We start from the raw sequence: 20,330 nt of genomic DNA on the forward strand, positions 1-20,330 counted from the left end.
TCTCAGACTCCGGCTGTCGCAGGGGCGTCGGTCAGGTCGGCGGGCGAGGCCAGGTGGCCCGTCACCGCGGTGGCGGCTGCGACCTGGGGCGACACCAGATGCGTGCGGCCGCCCTTGCCCTGCCTGCCCTCGAAGTTGCGGTTGGAGGTCGACGCGGAGCGCTCGCCGGGCGCCAGTTGGTCGGGGTTCATGCCCAGGCACATCGAGCAGCCCGCGTGCCGCCATTCGGCGCCCGCGGCGACGAAGACCTTGTCCAGGCCCTCCTCGATGGCCTGCAGCGCGACCCGGACCGAACCGGGGACGATCAGCATCCGTACGCCGTCGGCGACTTTGCGTCCCTCGACGATGGAGGCCGCCGCACGCAGGTCCTCGATACGGCCGTTGGTGCACGAACCTACGAAGACGGTGTCGACCTTGATGTCGCGCAGCGCCTGTCCCGCGGTCAACCCCATGTATTCCAGGGCCTTTTCGGCGGCGTAGCGCTCCGACGCGTCTTCGTACGAAGCAGGATCGGGGACCTGCGCCGAGAGCGGTGCGCCCTGGCCCGGGTTGGTGCCCCAGGTGACGAACGGCGCGAGCTCGGTGGCGTCGATGTAGACCTCGGCGTCGAAGACCGCGTCGTCGTCCGTCTTCAGGGTCTTCCAGTACGCGACCGCGGCGTCCCACTCCTCGCCCTTCGGGGCGTGGTCGCGGCCCTCGATGTAGTCGAAGGTGGTGGCGTCGGGGGCGATCATGCCCGCGCGGGCACCGGCCTCGATCGACATGTTGCAGATGGTCATGCGGGCTTCCATCGAGAGTTTCTCGATGGCCGAGCCGCGGTATTCCAGGACGTAGCCCTGGCCGCCGCCGGTGCCGATCTTGGTGATGATGGCGAGGATCAGGTCCTTGGCCGTGACGTCGTCGGGCAGTTCGCCGTCGACGGTGATGGCCATGGTCTTCGGCGGAGCCATCGGCAGCGTCTGGGTCGCCAGGACGTGCTCCACCTGGGAGGTGCCGATGCCGAACGCCAGCGCGCCGAAGGCGCCGTGCGTGGAGGTGTGGGAGTCACCGCAGACCACGGTGGTGCCGGGCTGGGTCAGGCCCAGCTGCGGGCCCACCACGTGGACGACACCCTGCTCGACGTCGCCCAGCGAGTGCAGCCGTACGCCGAAGTCCGCGCAGTTCTTGCGCAGCGTCTCCAACTGCGCACGCGAGACCGGGTCCGCGATGGGCTTGTCGATGTCGAGGGTCGGGGTGTTGTGATCCTCGGTGGCGATGGTGAGGTCGAGGCGCCGCACCGGGCGTCCGGCCTGCCTCAGGCCGTCGAAGGCCTGCGGGCTGGTCACCTCGTGCAGCAGGTGCAGATCGATGAAAAGGAGGTCGGGCTCGCCTTCGGCGCGCCGGACGACGTGGTCGTCCCAGACCTTCTCCGCGAGTGTCCTACCCATCGCTTTCCCTCCGACCGGCTGTGGTGGGCCGACCCAACTAGAGAATGTTCGTCCACGCCCGTACCCCTCGTGCCGCGCGTGGACCGCTATCCGTTGGTCCGCGGATCGCACGTCCCAGGGTGACGTGTTCCATCGAAAATTGAACTTGCGTTTCACAGAGTGAGACGCGAGTATCGACGCATGGACAACTCTAGCGGCGTCGGCGTTCTCGACAAGGCGGCTCTCGTCTTGAGCGCCCTGGAGTCCGGTCCGGCCACCCTCGCGGGGCTGGTCGCGGCCACCGGACTCGCACGACCCACGGCACATCGCCTCGCCGTGGCACTGGAACACCACCGGATGGTGGCGCGCGACATGCAGGGCCGTTTCATTCTCGGCCCGCGGCTCGCGGAACTCGCGGCGGCGGCCGGCGAGGACCGCCTGCTCGCCACGGCGGGCCCGGTCCTCACGCACCTGCGTGACGTGACGGGCGAGAGCGCGCAGCTCTATCGCCGGCAGGGCGACATGCGCATCTGCGTGGCGGCGGCCGAGCGCCTCTCGGGCCTGCGGGACACGGTCCCGGTGGGCTCGACGCTCACCATGAAGGCGGGCTCTTCCGCGCAGATCCTGATGGCCTGGGAGGAGCCGGAGCGCCTGCACCGCGGCCTCCAGGGCGCCCGCTTCACGGCCACGGCCCTGTCGGGCGTACGCCGCCGGGGCTGGGCCCAGTCGATCGGCGAGCGGGAGCCGGGCGTCGCGTCCGTCTCCGCCCCCGTGCGCGGCCCCTCGAACCGCGTGGTCGCCGCCGTCTCGGTCTCCGGACCGATCGAGCGTCTGACCCGCCACCCGGGCCGGATGCACGCGCAGGCCATCATCGACGCCGCCGGGCGCCTGTCCGAGGCCCTGCGCCGCACGGGCTGACCGGTACCGCTCACAGACAGCACGCAGAACGCCCGAGGGGCCGCCTCAACGCCGCGGCGGCCCCTCGGGCGTTTCCATGTCTCCGTCGACCGCCCTCAGACCGCCTTGAGCCGGTCGGCCGCCCTGTCCCCGCGCCTGCCGACCGGAACCACGCCGATGGCCTTGCCCAGGCCGAACTCCGGCATGTTCACGTACACCGCCTCGTGGGCGCCCGGCGGCACGACATACGTCTCGTGCCAGAAGCCGACCCTGCCCTTGCCGTCCCGCATGCGCCGGTTGAAGGCGGCCCAGGCGGGCCGGTGTTCCTTTCCCTGGTCGGACGCGTAGGCGAGGAGCTTCTCCGGCGACTCCCAGTACTGGACGACGTACAGCACCCGTGGCCCGCCGAGCAGCAGCTGGTAGCCGAGCATGCCGCTCCCCCGGTCCTGGGACAGCTCCTTGAGCATCCGCGGCATCGCGCGGAAGACGGGCCACCAGCTGCGCACGGCACGGAAGTTGTTGATGCGCATCCCGATGTTGAAGACGGTGACGCCGCCCTGGGCGTCGGCGGTCATGCGCCCTTCGATCGGCTTGGTGCTCACGGTGGTTCCCCCTTCGGAGAGCGTTGGATAGTTTCGCTATCCATGATTGGATAGTGGCACTCCCCCAAGGGGAAGCGCAAGAGGAAATGAGGAGAAGCGAGCCGATGAGACTGGCGGAGCTCAGTACGCGCAGTGGCGTCTCGACGGCCACGATCAAGTACTACCTGCGCGAGGGACTGCTCCCGCCGGGCCGACGCGTGACGGCGACACAGGCCGAGTACGACGAGGAACACTTGCGGCGGCTGCGTCTCGTCCGGGCGCTCATCCAGGTGGGGCGGGTACCGATCGCGTCCGCGCGGGAGGTGCTCACCGCCCTGGAGGACGACTCCCTGGACCACAACTCCCGTCTGGGCACGGCCGTCTGGGCACTCCCCCACGGGCCTGGGCCCACCGAGGACGACCCGCACACGGACGCGGCGCGGCGCACCGTCGACGCGCTGCTCGAACGGCTCGACTGGGAGAACGCCCAGGCGTACGGGGCCCATTCGCCGGCGTACGGGATGCTGGTGACCGCGGTCGCCACACTGGCCAGGCTCGGATATCCGTGCTCCGTCGACGACTTGGCACCCTATGCGCGCGCGGGACGGCAACTGGCCGTATCCGACCTGGACTTGATCGAGCGGTACGAGTCCTCGGAGGAACAGCTACAGGCGGCTGTCGCGCTCACCGTGCTGTACGAGCCGGTACTGCTCGCGCTGCGCCGGATCGCCCAGGCGGAAGAGTCCAACCACCGCTTCGGGCAAGGGACTTCCGAGCAGGGGACGTCGGCGTAGAGACACCGGAACAACGACGAAGGGGCCCTCCCTGACGGGAAGGCCCCTTGTCCGTATCTGTACCCCCGACCGGATTCGAACCGGCGCTACCGCCTTGAGAGGGCGGCGTGCTAGGCCGCTACACAACGGGGGCTAGCTTCTTGCTGCACTGCTTTGTCCTGCTGTACTGCGCTGGGCTACCAGGACTCGAACCTAGAACAACGGAACCAGAAACCGTCGTGTTGCCAATTACACCATAGCCCACAGTGGTCTAGACCAGCCAGACCGTGCGTACCCCCGACCGGATTCGAACCGGCGCTACCGCCTTGAGAGGGCGGCGTGCTAGGCCGCTACACAACGGGGGCCCTAGCGATCCTGCATCGGTAGCAGTGGGTGCGACCCTGACTGCTTCCATGGGAAGGATCTGTACCCCCGACCGGATTCGAACCGGCGCTACCGCCTTGAGAGGGCGGCGTGCTAGGCCGCTACACAACGGGGGCGTTGCAGATAAGCTCTGCGAGCTGGCCTACCAGGACTCGAACCTAGACTAACGGAACCAGAAACCGTCGTGCTGCCAATTACACCATAGGCCATCGATACGCAACCCCTAGCAGGAGTTTTGCTTCGACTTACGCCTCCCTGTCCGGACCTTTCGGCCTTCTCGGGCGGCGCAGAAAGAACATTACCCGAAGGTGGACGGCGCTCCAAAACGGGTATCGGCACGGGGCCATGGCGGCAGCCCGGTGAGCCGCGCGATGCGGTGCAGACCCGAAGGACCCGGCAGCCGTGGCGGCTTCCGGGTCCTTCTGCCTGCGTACTCGCGGGCTACGCGGCCAGCTTCGTCAGGGCCGCGTCGATGCGGGTCAGGGACTTCTCCTTGCCCAGGATCTCCAGGGACTCGAAGAGGGGCAGGCCGACCGTACGGCCGGTGACCGCGACGCGGACCGGGGCCTGGGCCTTGCCGAGCTTCAGGCCGTGCTCCTCGCCGGCGGCAAGCACCGCGTTCTTGAGGGACTCCGGGTCCGTCCAGTCGGCGTCGGCCAGCTTGGCGCGGGCCGTCGTCAGGAGCGCTGCCGGGTCACCCTTGCCCATGGCCTTCGTCCAGGACGCCTCGTCCTCGACGGGCTCGTCCAGGAAGAGGAAGTCCACGTTCTCCGTGATCTCGGAGAGGACCTTGATGCGGGTCTGGGCGTGAGGGGCGATGGCCTCCCAGGCCGCCTGGTCGAAGCTCTCGGGGGCCCAGTTGGCGTGCGGGGCCTTCAGCCACGGCTCGCAGGCCGCCGCGAACGCCTTCACGTCCAGCATGCGGATGTGGTCGGCGTTGATCGCCTCGGCCTTCTTCAGGTCGAAGCGGGCCGGGTTGGCGTTCACGTCCGCGAGGTCGAACTTGGCGACCATGTCCTCGATCGAGAAGACGTCCTGGTCCGCGGAGAACGACCAGCCCAGGAGGGAGAGGTAGTTCAGAAGGCCCTCGGGCAGGAAGCCGCGCTCGCGGTAGAGGTTGAGCGAGGCCTGGGGGTCGCGCTTGCTCAGCTTCTTGTTGCCCTCGCCCATCACGTACGGGAGGTGGCCGAAGGCCGGGGTCTCCTTGGCGATGCCCAGGTCGGTCAGTGCCGCGTAGAGGGCGATCTGGCGCGGGGTCGAGGAGAGCAGGTCCTCGCCGCGCAGGACGTGGGTGACCTCCATCAGGGCGTCGTCGACCGGGTTCACCAGGGTGTAGAGCGGTGCTCCGTTGGCGCGGACGATGCCGTAGTCCGGGAGGTTCTCCGGCTGCACGGTGATCTCGCCGCGGACCAGGTCCGTGAAGGTGATCGCCTCGTCGGGCATGCGGAAACGGACGATGGGCTTGCGGCCCTCCGTCTCGTACGCGGCACGCTGCTCGGTCGTGAGGTCGCGGCAGTGGCCGTCGTAGCCGGACGGCTTGCCGGCGGCGCGGGCGGCCTCGCGGCGCTCGTCCAGCTCCTCCGTGGAGCAGTAGCAGTAGTACGCGCGCCCCGCGTCCAGGAGCTTGGCGGCGACGTCCTGGTAGATGTCCATGCGCTGCGACTGGCGGTACGGCGCGTGCGGGCCGCCGACCTCGGGGCCCTCGTCCCAGTCGAAGCCCAGCCAGCGCATCGCCTCGAGGAGCTGCTCGTACGACTCCTCCGAGTCGCGAGCCGCGTCGGTGTCCTCGATGCGGAAGACCAGGGAGCCCTCGTTGTGCCGGGCGTAGGCCCAGTTGAAGAGGGCGGTGCGGACCAGGCCCACGTGGGGGTTGCCGGTCGGCGAGGGACAGAACCGTACGCGTACGGGGGTCGCGTTAGCCACGCTTGATCACCCTGTTGGTGAGAGTGCCGATGCCTTCGATGGTGACGGCGACCTCGTCGCCGACATTGAGCGGCCCGACGCCTGCCGGGGTGCCCGTGAGGATGACGTCGCCCGGGAGCAGCGTCATGGCCTCGGAGATGTGCACGATCAGGTCCTCGATGGAGCGGACCATCTCGGCCGTACGCCCCAGCTGACGCTGTTCGCCGTTGACCGTGCACTGGATGGTGAGGTCGGAGGGGTCGATGTCGGTCTCCACCCAGGGGCCGAGCGGGCAGGAGCTGTCGAAGCCCTTGGCCCTGGCCCACTGCTTCTCGCGCCTCTGCACGTCACGCGCGGTGACGTCGTTGGCGCAGGTGTAGCCGAGGATGACGTCACGGGCGCGCTCGCGCGGGACCTCGCGGCACATGCGGCCGATGACCACGGCGAGCTCGGCCTCGTAGTGCACCTCCTGCGAGAAGGAGGGGTACGCGATGGCGTCGCCGGGGCCGATGACCGAGGTGGACGGCTTGAAGAAGGCGACGGGGACGTCCGGGACCTCGTTGCCGAGCTCCGCCGCGTGGTCCGCGTAGTTGCGGCCGATGCCCACGACCTTGTTGGGGAGCACCGGAGGCAGCAGCCTGACCTTGCTGAGCGGGACCTTCGTGCCGGAGAGCTCGAAGTCCGCGAACGGAATGCCCTTGATGATGTCGAGGACGAGCCCGTCGGTCGTTCCGGGGGGACTTTCGCCCTCGACCGCGCCGAAGGCGACGTTGCCGTCGATGGAGAACCTGGCGATGCGCAAGAGCGGTGCCCTTTGTGCTGGAGGGAAGGTCTGACACTCCAGGCTAGCGTGGCCGTGTGCCGCCAGGCCTCCCGTGCACCCGCGGCTCAGGCAGCCGAGGGGCTGAAAGCCTCGGGGGCGTCCATCAGGACCGTGCGGCGGGGGTTGGCCGTCACCGTGGGGAGTTCCACGGCGTGCTCCGGCTGGTCGGCGGCCGGGGTGACCTCCTGCGCGTCCGTGAGGTGCGCGAGGGTGGTGCGGCGGGGGTTGGCTATGTTGCGGAACATCGCCGACTTCACAGTCTTCATCTGCTGTTCGGGCCTTGTCAGTTGGGGCGTCGTATGGAGGACGCGGGTTGTCGGATTCGCCATCCCTGTAAAGCGTCAGGCTAAACATCCAATTCCCGCCCAAAGCCCGGATGAGGCCTTGATCTTGATGTGAGTTTGCTCACGGATCAGCGGGCAAATGGGTCAATTCAGGCCCGTGGAGGCCTTGTTGGAATCGGACATTGCGCCACTGAAGCCATCATTCCGCTCCCGATCATGAAGACTGGGACACCGCTCGCCCGGAGGCTTCCTGGGGCCAATCACCCGTTTTGCACCAGATCACTTTCTACGTCTCGTGACGCGCCACTCACGCCCAGTCACGGAGCTCGCGACGCGACACACGGGCCTTGTTGGAGATCCTGCACTGTGCTGGAATTCCCGGGACCGCCGCGGGATCGAACCGGCGCGCAGGGGCGCAACGAAGCGCCGAGTGGCGGCGGGAAAGGGGAGCCAGCGCCGGTCACTCACGACCACCATGGGGCGTTCTGCGCCCCACGACGCCGACACCGTCCCGCCGTTTCAGCGGAGGGACGCCTGGTCCAGAGGTTGCGACGCTAGTGCAGGGACGTTTCAAGAGGGATGGCAGCAGCGCTGCGGCGGAGCCGGAGCGCGGCGGGACAGACCGCGGCGCCTCGGCCCAGCACGCCCAGAACCCGGGGCAGGCGCCGTCCGGCGACAGCGGCATCGGAGCTGTCCGTGGCGTCGGTGGCGGAAGTCTGCCCCCGGCCGACGCGAAATCGGGCGGCTCGACGACGGGCACGGTGAAGTCGCCCACAGGACCGGGCTCACGAATAGCCCTGCGCAACTGGCGCATCTCCACCCGCCTCGTCTCGCTGCTCGCGCTCCCCGTGATCACCGCGACCTCGCTCGGCGCGCTCCGCATCAACGAGTCCATGGACGAGATCCAGCAGCTCAACAACATGAAGCTGCTGACCGACATGACCAAGCGGGCCACGGAGCTGGCCTCCGCGCTCCAGGAGGAGCGCGACCGCTCGGCAGGCCCCCTCGCGCACGGCGCGGACTCCTCGGACTACGTGGTCAAGGGCTCCCGGCAGAAGACGGACCGCGCGTACAACCGCTTCCTCCAGGAGACGCAGGACCTCGACAACACCGACGGCGACAAGGGCCTCCTCGGCGTCCGGGCCAACACGGTCGAGATCACCCAGCAGCTTCAGCAGATCAACAGGGTCCGCAAGGACGCGTACAAGGACGAGAACTCCACCTCGCAGACGGTCGACGCCTACAGCCAGCTCATCGAGCAGCTGCTCACCCTGTCCTCGGACATGGCGCAGGCGACCAGCAACCCGGACATGATTCAGCGCACCCGCGCCCTGTCGGCGTTCTCCTCCGCCAAGGAGTACGCGTCGGTGCAGCGCGCCGTCATCGCCGCCTCGCTTCCCGCGGGCAACAGCACGTTCGGCAAGATCTCCGAGACCGACCGGCGCTACGGCTTCTCCGCGCTCGACAAGGAGAACTCCAAGCTGGATGCCTTCAAGGGCATCTACGCCGGCAATCCCGACGAGCTGACCAAGCCCATCGACGATGGCAACACGTCCATCAAGGGCGCCGACTCCTACGCCAAGCGTGTGCTGAGTCAAGAGGGCGGCATCAAGCTCCAGGACAAGCGTTCGTACAAGGACTGGGTGGACGCGGACACCACCAAGATCGACGCGATGTCCAAGATCGAGCTCACGCTGCTCAACGAGATGGAGCAGAAGGCCCGCGAGCTGCGCAACGAGTCCGAGCAGGCCGCCATCCTCAACGGTGCGCTGATCCTGCTCGTCCTCGGCGTCTCACTCGTCGGCGCCTTCGTCGTGGCCCGGTCCATGATCCGCTCACTGCGGCGCCTCCAGGACACCGCGACCAAGGTCGCCCAGGACCGGCTGCCCGAGCTCGTCAAGCAGCTCTCCGAGGCCGACCCGCAGGACGTCGACACCTCCGTCGAGTCCGTCGGTGTGCACTCCAGGGACGAGATCGGCCAGGTGGCCGCGGCCTTCGACGACGTGCACCGCGAGGCCGTCCGCCTCGCCGCCGAGCAGGCGCTCCTGCGAGGCAACGTCAACGCGATGTTCACCAACCTCTCGCGCCGTTCGCAGGGCCTCATCCAGCGCCAGCTGTCTCTTATTTCCGAGCTGGAGTCGCGTGAGGCCGACCCCGATCAGCTCTCCTCGCTCTTCAAGCTCGACCACCTCGCGACCCGCATGCGCCGTAACGGCGAGAACCTCCTCGTTCTCGCCGGTGAAGAGCCCGGCCGCCGGTGGACCCGGCCCGTCCCGCTCGTCGACGTGCTGCGTGCCGCCGCGTCCGAGGTGGAGCAGTACGAGCGCATCGAACTCTCCGCGGTCCCGACGACCGAGGTCGCCGGACGCGTGGTCAACGACCTCGTGCACCTGCTCGCCGAGCTCCTGGAGAACGCGACGTCGTTCTCGTCGCCGCAGACCAAGGTCAAGGTCACCGGTCACGCGCTGCCCGACGGGCGTGTGCTGATCGAGATCCACGACACGGGCATCGGCCTGTCGCCCGAGGACCTCGCCGCGATCAACGAGCGGCTCGCGTCGCCGCCCACCGTGGACGTCTCGGTCTCGCGCCGCATGGGCCTGTTCGTGGTCGGCCGTCTTTCGCAGCGCCACGGCATCCGCATCCAGCTCCGTCCTTCGGACTCCGGCGGCACGACCGCGCTCGTCATGCTGCCCATCGATGTCGCCCAGGGCGGCAAGAAGGCGCCGAACAAGCCCGGTGCGCCCGTGCCCGGCCAGGGCGGCGGCCCCGTCGCCGCGCAGGCCTCGGCAGGTGCCGCGGCGGCGCGTCGCGGAGTGGGCGCCGGAAACGGCTCCCCCGGAAACGGTGCTCCCGGTTCGGCGGGCTCCCAGGGCAGGCTCGGCGCCGGTCCGCCCCGTGGCCAGGTCACGGGTACGGGGCCGCGTGCCGCGCTGCCTTCGCGTGACGCGGGACCGGGGCCGCGCAACGGTTCGCCGTCCGCTCCCGCGGGCCCGCAGTCCGGTCAGCAGCCTCCCCGTCAGGGGCCGCCCGGACAGGGTGCCGGTGCTCCGGGCTCGTCCGGTGGCAGCCTCTTCGGGGGCGGCCAGGGCGGTGGCCGCGGTCAGGCTTCCGTGCCGCAGCCTCCCGTGCCCCAGCAGCGTACGAACCCGGTGAATCCGGCCGGGCAGCCCGGGAACCCCTCCGGTCCCGGGAACCCCTCCGGCCCCGTGAACCCCTCCGCGAACGACGCCGGGGACCAGGGGCGTCGGCCGCAGCTGCCGCCGCGCGGTGGTCCGCGTGCCGAGCTTCCCGGGGGCAACCCGCAGCCGCGCGTGCCCAGTTGGAGCGACGAGAACGCGCAGCCGCAGATATCGCGCGAGCCCTTCGACACCCCGCGTGGGCACGAGGAGCCGGAGTCCACGGGACAGTTCCCGCACCCCGCGGCCGGCGCGCCCACGCAGGGCCCCGGTGCGACCGCCGAGTTCGCGCGGCCGGACTTCAACGGGCCGCCGCCCGGGGCGAGTTCGCCGCAGCAGGGTGGCCACGGCCAGCAGGGCACCGGGCAGTTCGTCCGCCCGGACGTCTTCGGCGGCGGTCAGGACACCTCTTCCGGTACGGGCGGTACGGGTCAGTTCCAGCGTCCCGGCACCAGCGCTCCCGGGTACGACAACGGCGGGACGCCTCGGCGCGGTCAGAACCCCGGTCAGAATCCCGGCCAGAACCCCGGCCAGGGCCAGGGTGGTCAGCAGGGCATCCCGCCGGTGCCGCAGCAGCCCCAGCAGTCGCAGCAGCCCCAGCAGCCCGCGCAGCCGGAGGGTCTGCCGCCCGCCGGTCCCGGTGACGGCCGTACCCCGCTGTTCGACACGCTGGAGACCAACTGGTTCCAGCAGCAACAACAGCAGCAGCAGCAGCAAGGGCACCAGCCGCCCCAGGGCAGCGCCCCCGAGCAGCAGCAGCCGCAGCGCCCGCAACCCTCATCGCCCCTCCCGTCGAGGCCGCAGGCGCGGCAGCCGCAGAACCCGGCCGCGCCCCAGCGCCCGGCTCCGGCACCCGCCGCGCCCGCCGCGCCCTCATCAGCGGCCAACGGAGCCGGCGGCAACGTCACGAACGGCAGCGCCGCCTCCTGGCGCACCTCGCCGAACGACGAACTGGGCCGCCAGGCCGAGCGCGTCCGGCAGCCGTCCGCCGGCGGCGTCACCACATCCGGCCTGCCGCGCCGTGTCCCGCGAGCCAACCTCGTCGCGGGCACCGCACAGCAGCAGCAGGACAGCACAGGTCCGCAGGTCTCGCGTGCGCCCGAAGAGGTACGCGGCCGGCTGACGAATCTCCGTCGGGGCATCCAGCAGGGTCGCCAGGCCGGTACCGGCCAGACCGGCAGCTTCCCCACTCACCAGCAGGAGCGTTAGTTGAGTCCGAGCCAGGCGGCACAGAATCTGAACTGGTTGATCACGAACTTCGTGGACAACACCCCCGGGGTGTCCCACACCGTCGTGGTCTCCGCCGACGGCCTGCTTCTGGCGATGTCCGAGGGCTTCCCCCGTGACCGCGCCGACCAGCTGGCCGCGGTCGCGTCGGGTCTGACCTCCCTCACCGCCGGGGCCTCGCGGATCTTCGAGGGCGGGGCCGTCACGCAGACCGTGGTGGAAATGGAGCGGGGGTTCCTTTTCCTCATGTCGGTCTCCGACGGTTCGTCCCTGGCCGTGCTCGCCCACCCCGAGTGCGACATCGGCCTCGTCGGATACGAGATGGCACTCCTCGTCGACCGCGCGGGCGCCGTCCTCACCCCGGACCTCCGCGCCGAACTGCAGGGCAGCCTGCTGCACTGATCTTCTCCATCGGCCGCCCCACCGACCGAACGTACTGACCACCGTCCGGCCAACCTGGTGCCCCCCACCGGCTCTATCAGACGGCACGCAGACCACCTGCTGTCCCGCCCGGAGGATCCATGACCCCGCCCAACGCCTCTCACGACCCGTACGGCTCTCAGGCGTCGTACGGTATTGAAGGCGACCAGCCGCTGGTGCGTCCTTACGCGATGACCGGCGGCCGGACCAGGCCCCGCTACCAGCTCGCGATAGAGGCGCTGGTGAGCACGACGGCCGACCCGGCCCAGCTGATGGGGCTGCTCCCCGAGCACCAGCGCATCTGCCACCTCTGCCGTGAGGTCAAGTCGGTGGCCGAGGTGTCGGCTCTGCTCTCCATGCCGCTCGGCGTGGCCCGGATCCTCGTGGCCGACCTGGCGGAGGCCGGGCTCGTCGCCATTCACCAGCCCGGCGGCGACGAGAACGCCGGCGGCCAGCCAGACGTGACACTGCTCGAAAGGGTGCTCAGTGGACTTCGCAAGCTCTAGCAACGGCGGAGGCCGCTCCACCACCAGCGCGAAGATCGTGGTGGCGGGCGGCTTCGGCGTCGGCAAGACCACGTTCGTGGGCGCGGTCTCCGAGATCAACCCGCTGCGCACCGAGGCCGTCATGACGTCCGCGTCGGCGGGCATCGACGACCTCACCCACACCGGGGACAAGACCACCACCACGGTGGCCATGGACTTCGGCCGCATCACCCTGGACCAGGACCTGATCCTGTACCTCTTCGGTACGCCGGGCCAGGACCGCTTCTGGTTCATGTGGGACGACCTCGTGCGCGGTGCGATCGGTGCCGTCGTGCTCGTGGACACCCGCCGTCTCGCCGACTGTTTTCCGGCCGTCGACTACTTCGAGAACAGCGGCCTGCCCTTCGTCATCGCGCTCAACGGTTTCGACGGCCACCAGCCGTACACCCCCGATGAAGTGCGGGAAGCCCTCCAGATCGGACCCAACACGCCGATCATCACGACTGACGCGCGACACCGTGCGGACGCAAAGAGTGGCCTGATCACGCTGGTCGAGCACGCACTGATGGCACGACTCAAGTAGACGAGGCCGTACGGCAGTTGCCGTAGATTCCACAGAGCGGTCTGTGTCCTTTGACACGGATGACCGCTCTGTTCATAACGTTTCGACAGAGAATTCGCCGAGCGCCGCCACGCGTCGCGGTCGCCCGGTGTCACTGTGCGCACAAGAGCCCCGCCTTTTGGCGGGGCTCGCTCTATTTGACCGTTTTATCTGAGGCTTACACCACTCGGAACCAGCGCTTCCCACTGTTTGGTAGAGGACCCTTTGACGTGCTGGAATGCGCTGAACTGCCCAGTAGCACGGGCCTTGGAGACGACAGCGGGACCGGTGTAGGTCCCGCCGCCGAGAGGTTGTTGGTCGAGTGAGGCGAAGCAAGACGAGCCCCGCACCGCCGCAGACGCGGGATACGCGGGGCAACTTCACCCCGCCGCCGCGCACAGCGGCGTCCCCCGCCGATGTGCAGGGCATGGAGCCGCCGGCGCCCACCGGCGGAAGAATGTCCCCGCGCAACTGGCGCGTGCCGACCCGCCTGAACGCGATCCTCCTCATACCCGTGCTCGTCGGCCTCGTCATGGGCGGCTTCCAGGTCAAGGGCTCGATCGACACCTGGAGCGAGGCCCAGGACGCCGAGCACACGGCCCGCCTCGTGCAGGCCTCGCTGAACTACGGCAACCGCCTCATCGAAGAGCGCGACATCTCCGCGGCCCCGCTGCTGCGCGGCAAGAAGAACGACCCGGCCGTCGTCGCGGCCCGCAAGGCCACCGACAAGGCCGCCGACGAGTTCGACGCCGCCGCCGAGAACATGCCGCAGAAGGAAGGCCTCAAGCGCCGCCTCGACGGCTTCCACAAGGTGGAGCCGGGCCTCCAGTCCCTGCGCCAGGCCGCGTACACCTCCAAGCTCTCCGGCGCGCAGACCGAAGAGGGTTACGTCGGCATCCAGCACCCCCTGATGGAGTTCGCCAACGAGCTCGGTCTGGGCACCGGAAACATCACCAGCTACGGCCGCACGGTCTACGCCATCTCGCTGACGAAGGCCGCGCTCTCCCTCGAGCGCTCCATCGGCATGCATCTCCTCGTCAAGCCGGGACCGACCGCGAGCAGCTTCGGCAAGCAGAAGGTCGCGCTCTCCTCCTACGCCTACCTCGAGGGCATCGCCATCGAGGAGTACACGGGCGGAGGCACCCCCGAGGACGTCGCCAAGCTCGAGGCCGCCAAGAAGAAGCTGAAGGCCGACGGCGAGAAGCAGGCCAAGCAGGCCGCTGCCGCCGCCAAGGCCGAGGGCAGGACGTTCGTGCCGCCGCCCTCCCCGGAGGACATGGTCTCGGCCATCGCGACGCTGCCGAGCACGCAGCCCAGCGCCCGCGTCACGCTCGCCGGCAAGGGCGTCACCAAGGAAGCCTGGTGGGCCACCACGTCCGCCAAGTTCGACGCGTACCGGACCATCGAGTCCGATCTCGCCGACAAGGCCGTGACCGAGGCGTCGGACATCGCGTCCAACGCCCAGCGCAACGCGTACATCACCGGCGCCATCGTGGTCGTCGCGCTGCTCGCCGCCTTCATCCTGGCCGGGATGATGGCGCGCCAGATGTCCAAGGCGATGCGCCAGCTGCGGACCGCCGCCTTCGGCATCGCGGAGCAGCGCCTGCCGATGCTGGTCGACCAGCTCTCGCGCACCGACCCCGGTCGCGTCGACACCCGCGTACAGCCCATCCCGATCTCCTCCACGGACGAGATCGGCGAGGTGGCCCGCGCCTTCGACCAGGTGCACCGCGAGGCCGTCAGGCTCGCCGCCGAGCAGGCCCTGCTCCGTGGCAACATCAACGCGATCTTCACCAACCTCTCGCGCCGCAACCAGTCCCTGATCGAGGGCCAGCTGACCCTCATCACCGACCTGGAGAACAACGAGGCCGACCCGGACCAGCTGGAGAGCCTCTTCCGCCTGGACCACCTGGCGACCCGTATGCGACGCAACGGCGAGAACCTCCTGGTCCTCTCCGGCGAGGAGCCGGGCCGCCGCTGGGACCAGCCGGTCCCGCTGGTCGACGTCCTGCGCGCCGCGTCCTCCGAGGTGGAGCAGTACGAGCGCATCGAGCTGTCCGGAGTCCCGGAGGCCGAGATCCACGGCCTGGCCGTGACCGACCTCGTGCACCTGCTCGCCGAGCTCCTGGAGAACGCCACCACGTTCTCCTCGCCGCAGACCAAGGTCCGCGTCACCGCGACCCGTCTTCCCGACGGCCGCGTCATGGTCGAGATCCACGACAAGGGCATCGGCCTCACCGCCGAGGACTTCGCGGACATCAACCACAAGCTGGCCAACCCGCCGACGGTGGACGCCGCGATCTCCCAGCGCATGGGCCTGTTCGTGGTCGGCCGGCTCTCCGACCGGCACGGCATCCGCGTCCAGCTGCGCCCCTCGGGCGAGCAGGCGGGCACGACCTCGCTCGTCATGCTCCCGGACGGGATCACGCACGGCGGCGGCGGCGAACACCAGCTGCCCGAGTCCGAGTTCACGGTCTCCTCGATCATGCCGGAGCAGCAGGCTCCGGAGCAGCCGGCCTTCAACCACCAGCCGATGCGTACGGCGGCCGAGCTCGGCTTCGACGACAGCCGCTACAACGGCGACGCCGACTCCCCCGACCTCGACCCGGTGGGCCGCTCGCTGATGCGTGAGGAGCGGCGTGCCGCCCTGGAGGCGCAGGCGCAGTCCGGTGACGGCCGCCCGCTCTTCCGTGACGAGATCGACCAGCAGCAGGGCTTCGACCAGCAGCAGGGCGGTTACGACCCGGCGTACGACCAGCAGGCACCGGCGTACGACGATTACCACCAGGGTCAGGCCGCGCAGCCGGCGTACGACGACGCGTACTACCCGGCGCAGGACGGCTACCAGGACGCCCCCTATACGGAGGCCGGTCACGACGACCACGCCGCTCGTACGGGTGCCGTCTCCGAGCCGTTCGTGGCCTACCCCGACCGCTCCCACCAGGACGACTGGCCCACGCGCGGCGGGTTCGACGACAACGCGGGCGCGTATCGGGGCGAGTACTCTCCGGAAGCGGAATCCGGTCCGGCAGCTCCCGCGAACGGCGCCGAGCGCGTAGGCTTCGAGCGTCCCGGGCCCGCCCCGTCCGCGGTCCACGACACCACCGCCGCGGGTCTTCCGCGCCGCGGCTCGAACGGTGCGGCGGGCAACGACAGCGCGTCGGCCCCGATGGGCGACGCGTTCGGGAACACCACCGGCGACGCCTTCGGGAACAATGTCGGCAACAGCGAGAGCAACTGGCGTTCGTCGCCCAACGACGACCGCTGGCAGCGCGCCGAGTCGCTGAAGGAGCCCAAGGCGGGTGGAGTCACCCCGTCCGGCCTCCCGAAGCGGGTGCCCAAGGCCAATCTGGTCGAGGGCACGGCGGAACAGACCCCACAGGGCGGCCCTCAGGTCTCCCGCGACCCCGAGGACGTTCGGGGTCGGCTGAGCAACCTGCGCCGCGGCGTCCAGCGGGGACGCAGCGCAGGCAGTGACACCACGAATGGCCAGGGCCTCGGCCCTGACAGCACCTACAACCAGGAGCGTTAGTGTGAGCCCGATGAGCCAGGCGGCGCAGAACCTGAACTGGTTGATCACCAACTTCGTGGACAACACCCCTGGGGTGTCCCACACGGTGGTGGTCTCCGCCGACGGACTCCTTCTGGCGATGTCCGAAGGCTTCCCCCGCGACCGGGCCGACCAGCTCGCGGCCGTCGCGTCCGGTCTGACCTCCCTCACCGCCGGGGCCTCCCGGATCTTCGAGGGTGGTTCCGTGACCCAGACCGTTGTGGAGATGGAGCGAGGATTTCTCTTCCTTATGTCCATCTCGGACGGCTCCTCGCTGGCCGTCCTCGCCCACCCGGATGCGGACATCGGTCTCATTGGGTACGAGATGGCACTTCTTGTCGACCGTGCCGGCACCGTACTCACGCCCGACCTGCGTGCGGAGCTGCAGGGGAGCCTTCTCAACTAGTAGACGTACGGTGCGTTTTCGCGTCCCGTGGCCGTAAGGTTTCGGGACGCGGCTCCAAGAGTGATGGTGCCCGGCACAGTCGGAGGAGGAGTACGTGGCAGGCTCAGGAACACCCCCGGACGGTTCGTCATCGGCCAACTGGTCGTCTGGTCACGGCCAGGGGCAGGGGCCGCACGACGGGACGCCGAACCGTTACAACTTCCCCTCCGCGCCCAGCCAGCACCGCAGGCCTTACCAGCAGCCGCAGCAGCCGGGCCCCCGCCAGAGCCCGTACGAGCAGCCTCACACCCCCAGGATCCAGCCAGTGCAACCACAGCGACGCGCGCCCGAGCCGGCGCCCGCTGCGAGCAACCCCCTGGTGCGCCCGTACGCCATGACGGGCGGCCGCACCAGGCCCCGGTACCAGCTCGCCATCGAGGCGCTGGTGCACACCACCGCCCAACCGCACCAGTTGCAGGGCCAGTTGCCCGAGCATCAGCGGATCTGCAATCTGTGCCGCGAGATCAAGTCAGTCGCTGAGATCTCGGCACTTCTCACCATTCCTCTCGGCGTCGCCCGGATCCTCGTAGCCGACCTGGCGGAGGCCGGACTTGTCGCCATCCATCAGCCGGGCGGCGACGAGTCCGCCGGCGGCCAGCCAGACGTGACACTGCTCGAAAGGGTGCTCAGTGGACTTCGCAAGCTCTAGCGGCGGAGCAACAGCCCGCTCCACCACCTCCGCGAAAATCGTGGTGGCGGGCGGCTTCGGCGTGGGCAAGACCACGTTCGTCGGGGCGGTCTCTGAGATCAACCCGCTGCGCACCGAGGCCGTCATGACGTCCGCGTCGGCGGGCATCGACGACCTCACTCACACCGGGGACAAGACGACGACGACCGTCGCCATGGACTTCGGCCGCATCACCCTGGACCAGGACCTGATCCTGTACCTCTTCGGTACGCCGGGGCAGGACCGCTTCTGGTTCATGTGGGACGACCTGGTCCGCGGCGCGATCGGCGCGGTGGTCCTGGTCGACACCCGCCGTCTCGCCGACTGCTTCCCGGCCGTCGACTACTTCGAGAACTCGGGCCTGCCCTTCGTCATCGCCCTCAACGGCTTCGACGGCCACCAGCCGTACACGCCGGACGAGGTGCGCGAGGCGCTGCAGATCGGCCCGGACGCGCCCATCATCACGACGGACGCGCGCCACCGCGCGGACGCGAAGAGCGCGCTGATCACGCTCGTGGAACACGCGTTGATGGCTCGACTGCGTTAGCGGTCCTTGCCCTTAGGTCACTGGGCCTCGCACCCTTGGGTGGGTGCGGGGCCCGACGTGTGCTCGGCTCCCGGCAGCGCGAAGGCCCCGTACTCCTTGGAGTACGGGGCCTTCGAAGTGTGCCGTCAGGCGGCGGGGCTAGCCCTGCCAGCTGTGGGGGGCTCGGAAGCCTGGGGTGCGTTCCAGGCGGCGCCAGCCGGCCTTGTCGCGGCCTCGGCGCGGCGCGGGGGCCTGCGCGGTGGCAGCGGCGCTACGGGCCAGCAGAATCGCCGTGATGGCGGCGACCTCTTCGGGCTCGGCGTGGCCCTTCTCGACGCGGATGTCGGGAGTGTTCATGTGCAGCGTTCTCCTTGTGGGCTACTGCAGGATTACTGCGGCGGGTTGCCGTGCTTGCGCGACGGAAGATCTGCGTGCTTGTTGCGGAGCATCGCGAGGGAGCTGATGAGCACCTCGCGGGTGGCGGCGGGGTCGATGACGTCGTCGACCAGGCCACGCTCGGCGGCGTAGTAGGGGTGCATCAGCTCGGCCTTGTACTCCTTGACCATCTTCTGCCGCATGGCCTCGGGGTCGTCGGCCGCCGCGATCTGACGGCGGAAGATCACGTTGGCCGCGCCCTCGGCGCCCATGACCGCGATCTCGTTCGTCGGCCAGGCGTAGGTCAGGTCGGCGCCGATGGACTGGGAGTCCATGACGATGTACGCGCCGCCGTACGCCTTGCGCAGGATCAGGGAGATACGGGGCACCGTAGCGTTGCAGTACGCGTACAGGAGCTTCGCGCCGTGCCGGATGATGCCGCCGTGCTCCTGGTCCACACCCGGCAGGAAGCCCGGCACGTCGAGGAGCGTCACGATCGGGATGTTGAAGGCGTCGCACATCTGGACGAAGCGGGCCGCCTTCTCGGAGGCCTCGATGTCCAGGACCCCCGCCAGGGACTGCGGCTGGTTGGCAACGATTCCCACCACCTTGCCGTCCAGGCGGGCCAGGGCGCAGATGATGTTGCGCGCCCAGCGCTCGTGGACTTCGAGGTAGTCGCCCTCGTCGACGAGCTCCTCGATGACCTTGGCCATGTCGTACGGACGGTTGCCGTCGGCCGGGACCAGGTCGAGCAGGACGTCCGAGCGGCGGTCCGCCGGGTCGTCCGACTCGTGGGTGGGCGGGTTCTCGCGGTTGTTCGACGGCAGCATCGAGATGAGGTAGCGGACCTCGGCGAGGCAGGTCTCCTCGTCGTCGTACGCGAAGTGCGCGACGCCGGAAGTCTCGGCGTGCACGTCAGCGCCGCCGAGGCCGTTCTGCGTGATCTCCTCGCCGGTCACCGCGCGGACCACGTCCGGCCCGGTGATGAACATCTGCGAGGTCTCGCGCACCATGAAGACGAAGTCGGTCAGGGCCGGGCTGTAGGCCGCGCCGCCCGCGCACGGGCCCATCATCACGCTGATCTGCGGGATGACGCCCGAAGCCCTGGTGTTGCGCTGGAAGATGCCGCCATACCCGGCGAGCGCGGAGACGCCCTCCTGGATACGGGCCCCGGCACCGTCGTTCAGGGAGACCAGCGGGGCACCGGCCGCGATGGCCATGTCCATGATCTTGTGGATCTTCGTGGCGTGCGCCTCGCCGAGCGCACCGCCGAAGATGCGGAAGTCGTGGGCGTAGACGAAGACCGTGCGGCCCTCCACCGTGCCCCAGCCGGTGATCACACCGTCCGTGTACGGCTTCTTCGCCTCCAGGCCGAACCCGGTCGCCCGGTGCCGGCGCAACTGCTCGACCTCCTGGAACGACCCCGCGTCCAGAAGCAGCTCGATCCGCTCACGCGCGGTCAGCTTGCCCTTGGCGTGCTGGGCCGCCGTCGCCTTCTCGCTCGGGCCGCGCAGCGCCTCCGCACGGATCGCGTGCAGCTCGGCCACGCGCCCACGCGCATCGGTGGGCTCGCCGTCGGGAGAAGAAGCGGTGTCGTCCAAAACGGTCATGTAGTGACCTTACGAAGCGGGCCCATGGAAACGGACCGTCGACTCTGAACAGTCTCCGGCCCGTTTTCCTGGCACCCCCGAACAGAAGCCCTCCGCTGTACACGCGAAGTGACTGCTCAGAGCCGTCTCCAGCTGTAGGGATTCAACAAAGGGGTGCGTGAGAGACAGCTCACAGCGGTGGTCACTGCGCCCGCGATC

General features: G+C 69.3%; 17 protein-coding genes and 5 tRNA genes. 10 read left to right on the top strand and 12 right to left on the bottom strand.

All coding sequences use genetic code 11. From position 1 onward, the window contains the following. Nucleotides 1-2: 2 nt before the first annotated feature. Nucleotides 3-1,427, bottom strand: a complete 1,425-nt coding sequence (gene leuC / locus ACIBCK_RS32810; RefSeq protein WP_399396162.1) for a 3-isopropylmalate dehydratase large subunit — start codon at nt 1,425-1,427, stop codon at nt 3-5. Nucleotides 1,428-1,607: 180 nt separating this feature from the next. On the opposite strand from leuC, the gene ndgR reads away from it, so the two are divergent. Further along, nucleotides 1,608-2,324 carry an IclR family transcriptional regulator NdgR gene (ndgR, locus tag ACIBCK_RS32815; RefSeq protein WP_053137572.1) on the top strand — a complete coding sequence of 239 codons (717 nt, stop codon included), beginning with the start codon at nt 1,608-1,610 and terminating at the stop codon, nt 2,322-2,324. Nucleotides 2,325-2,419: 95 nt separating this feature from the next. On the opposite strand, the gene ACIBCK_RS32820 is transcribed toward ndgR, so the two are convergent. Further along, entirely contained in the window at nt 2,420-2,878 is a 459-nt protein-coding gene (locus ACIBCK_RS32820; protein WP_399396335.1) for a DUF4188 domain-containing protein, read from the bottom strand. A gap of 131 nt (nt 2,879-3,009) precedes the next feature. On the opposite strand from ACIBCK_RS32820, the gene ACIBCK_RS32825 reads away from it, so the two are divergent. After that, nucleotides 3,010-3,678: a MerR family transcriptional regulator gene (locus ACIBCK_RS32825; protein ID WP_399396164.1), complete on the top strand. Its 669-nt coding sequence runs from the start codon at nt 3,010-3,012 to the stop codon at nt 3,676-3,678. Between the two features lie 60 nt (nt 3,679-3,738). On the opposite strand, the gene ACIBCK_RS32830 is transcribed toward ACIBCK_RS32825, so the two are convergent. The 8 genes from ACIBCK_RS32830 to ACIBCK_RS32865 form a co-directional block, all read right to left on the bottom strand. Then, nucleotides 3,739-3,811 (bottom strand) — tRNA-Glu (locus ACIBCK_RS32830). A 38-nt stretch (nt 3,812-3,849) separates the two neighbouring features. Beyond that, nucleotides 3,850-3,921, bottom strand: a tRNA-Gln gene (locus ACIBCK_RS32835). Between the two features lie 28 nt (nt 3,922-3,949). Continuing rightward, nucleotides 3,950-4,022: transfer RNA gene (locus tag ACIBCK_RS32840), tRNA-Glu, on the bottom strand. Between the two features lie 62 nt (nt 4,023-4,084). Next, a tRNA-Glu gene (locus ACIBCK_RS32845) sits at nt 4,085-4,157 on the bottom strand. 21 nt (nt 4,158-4,178) lie between these two features. Next, nucleotides 4,179-4,250 (bottom strand) — tRNA-Gln (locus ACIBCK_RS32850). A gap of 232 nt (nt 4,251-4,482) precedes the next feature. Then, nucleotides 4,483-5,964 (bottom strand): glutamate--tRNA ligase, encoded by a 1,482-nt coding sequence (gene gltX / locus ACIBCK_RS32855; protein ID WP_399396166.1) that lies wholly within the window; start codon nt 5,962-5,964, stop codon nt 4,483-4,485. Then, on the bottom strand, nt 5,957-6,745 hold the full coding sequence (locus ACIBCK_RS32860; protein WP_399396168.1) for a fumarylacetoacetate hydrolase family protein: 789 nt from the start codon (nt 6,743-6,745) through the stop codon (nt 5,957-5,959). The genes gltX and ACIBCK_RS32860 overlap by 8 nt, the downstream gene beginning before the upstream one ends. 86 nt (nt 6,746-6,831) lie before the next feature. Beyond that, on the bottom strand, nt 6,832-7,032 hold the full coding sequence (locus tag ACIBCK_RS32865) for a hypothetical protein (protein WP_367049291.1): 201 nt from the start codon (nt 7,030-7,032) through the stop codon (nt 6,832-6,834). Between the two features lie 575 nt (nt 7,033-7,607). On the opposite strand from ACIBCK_RS32865, the gene ACIBCK_RS32870 reads away from it, so the two are divergent. The 8 genes from ACIBCK_RS32870 (at nt 7,608) to ACIBCK_RS32905 (ending at nt 18,168) form a co-directional block, all read left to right on the top strand. Next, the gene (locus ACIBCK_RS32870; RefSeq protein ID WP_399396170.1) at nt 7,608-11,435 is read left to right on the top strand and encodes a nitrate- and nitrite sensing domain-containing protein; all 3,828 of its coding nucleotides are present in this window, start codon (nt 7,608-7,610) and stop codon (nt 11,433-11,435) included. Further along, nucleotides 11,436-11,855, top strand: coding sequence for a roadblock/LC7 domain-containing protein (locus ACIBCK_RS32875; RefSeq protein WP_098244998.1), 420 nt, complete (start codon nt 11,436-11,438; stop codon nt 11,853-11,855). It begins immediately after the preceding gene. Between the two features lie 119 nt (nt 11,856-11,974). Beyond that, complete coding sequence (locus ACIBCK_RS32880) at nt 11,975-12,379, top strand: DUF742 domain-containing protein (RefSeq protein ID WP_367045170.1); 405 nt, start codon at nt 11,975-11,977, stop codon at nt 12,377-12,379. After that, complete coding sequence (locus ACIBCK_RS32885) at nt 12,360-12,941, top strand: ATP/GTP-binding protein (RefSeq protein ID WP_367045169.1); 582 nt, start codon at nt 12,360-12,362, stop codon at nt 12,939-12,941. Before ACIBCK_RS32880 ends, ACIBCK_RS32885 begins: the two co-directional genes overlap by 20 nt. Before the next feature lie 340 nt (nt 12,942-13,281). Then, nucleotides 13,282-16,491: a nitrate- and nitrite sensing domain-containing protein gene (locus ACIBCK_RS32890; RefSeq protein WP_399396172.1), complete on the top strand. Its 3,210-nt coding sequence runs from the start codon at nt 13,282-13,284 to the stop codon at nt 16,489-16,491. 10 nt (nt 16,492-16,501) lie between these two features. Continuing rightward, on the top strand, nt 16,502-16,915 hold the full coding sequence (locus ACIBCK_RS32895; protein ID WP_135330751.1) for a roadblock/LC7 domain-containing protein: 414 nt from the start codon (nt 16,502-16,504) through the stop codon (nt 16,913-16,915). Between the two features lie 94 nt (nt 16,916-17,009). Further along, nucleotides 17,010-17,603, top strand: a complete 594-nt coding sequence (locus tag ACIBCK_RS32900) for a DUF742 domain-containing protein (protein WP_399396174.1) — start codon at nt 17,010-17,012, stop codon at nt 17,601-17,603. After that, entirely contained in the window at nt 17,584-18,168 is a 585-nt protein-coding gene (locus ACIBCK_RS32905; RefSeq protein ID WP_363310726.1) for an ATP/GTP-binding protein, read from the top strand. Before ACIBCK_RS32900 ends, ACIBCK_RS32905 begins: the two co-directional genes overlap by 20 nt. A gap of 138 nt (nt 18,169-18,306) precedes the next feature. Here the strand turns inward: ACIBCK_RS32905 and ACIBCK_RS32910 are convergent, their stop codons facing one another. Together ACIBCK_RS32910 and ACIBCK_RS32915 are read right to left on the bottom strand one after the other, a co-directional pair. Continuing rightward, nucleotides 18,307-18,504 carry an acyl-CoA carboxylase subunit epsilon gene (locus tag ACIBCK_RS32910; RefSeq protein ID WP_160507407.1) on the bottom strand — a complete coding sequence of 66 codons (198 nt, stop codon included), beginning with the start codon at nt 18,502-18,504 and terminating at the stop codon, nt 18,307-18,309. Nucleotides 18,505-18,536: 32 nt separating this feature from the next. Next, complete coding sequence (locus tag ACIBCK_RS32915; protein WP_399396176.1) at nt 18,537-20,132, bottom strand: acyl-CoA carboxylase subunit beta; 1,596 nt, start codon at nt 20,130-20,132, stop codon at nt 18,537-18,539. Between the last annotated feature and the right edge of the window lie 198 nt (nt 20,133-20,330).

This window comes from Streptomyces sp. NPDC051218 (assembly GCF_044455475.1).
Classification (GTDB): domain Bacteria; phylum Actinomycetota; class Actinomycetes; order Streptomycetales; family Streptomycetaceae; genus Streptomyces.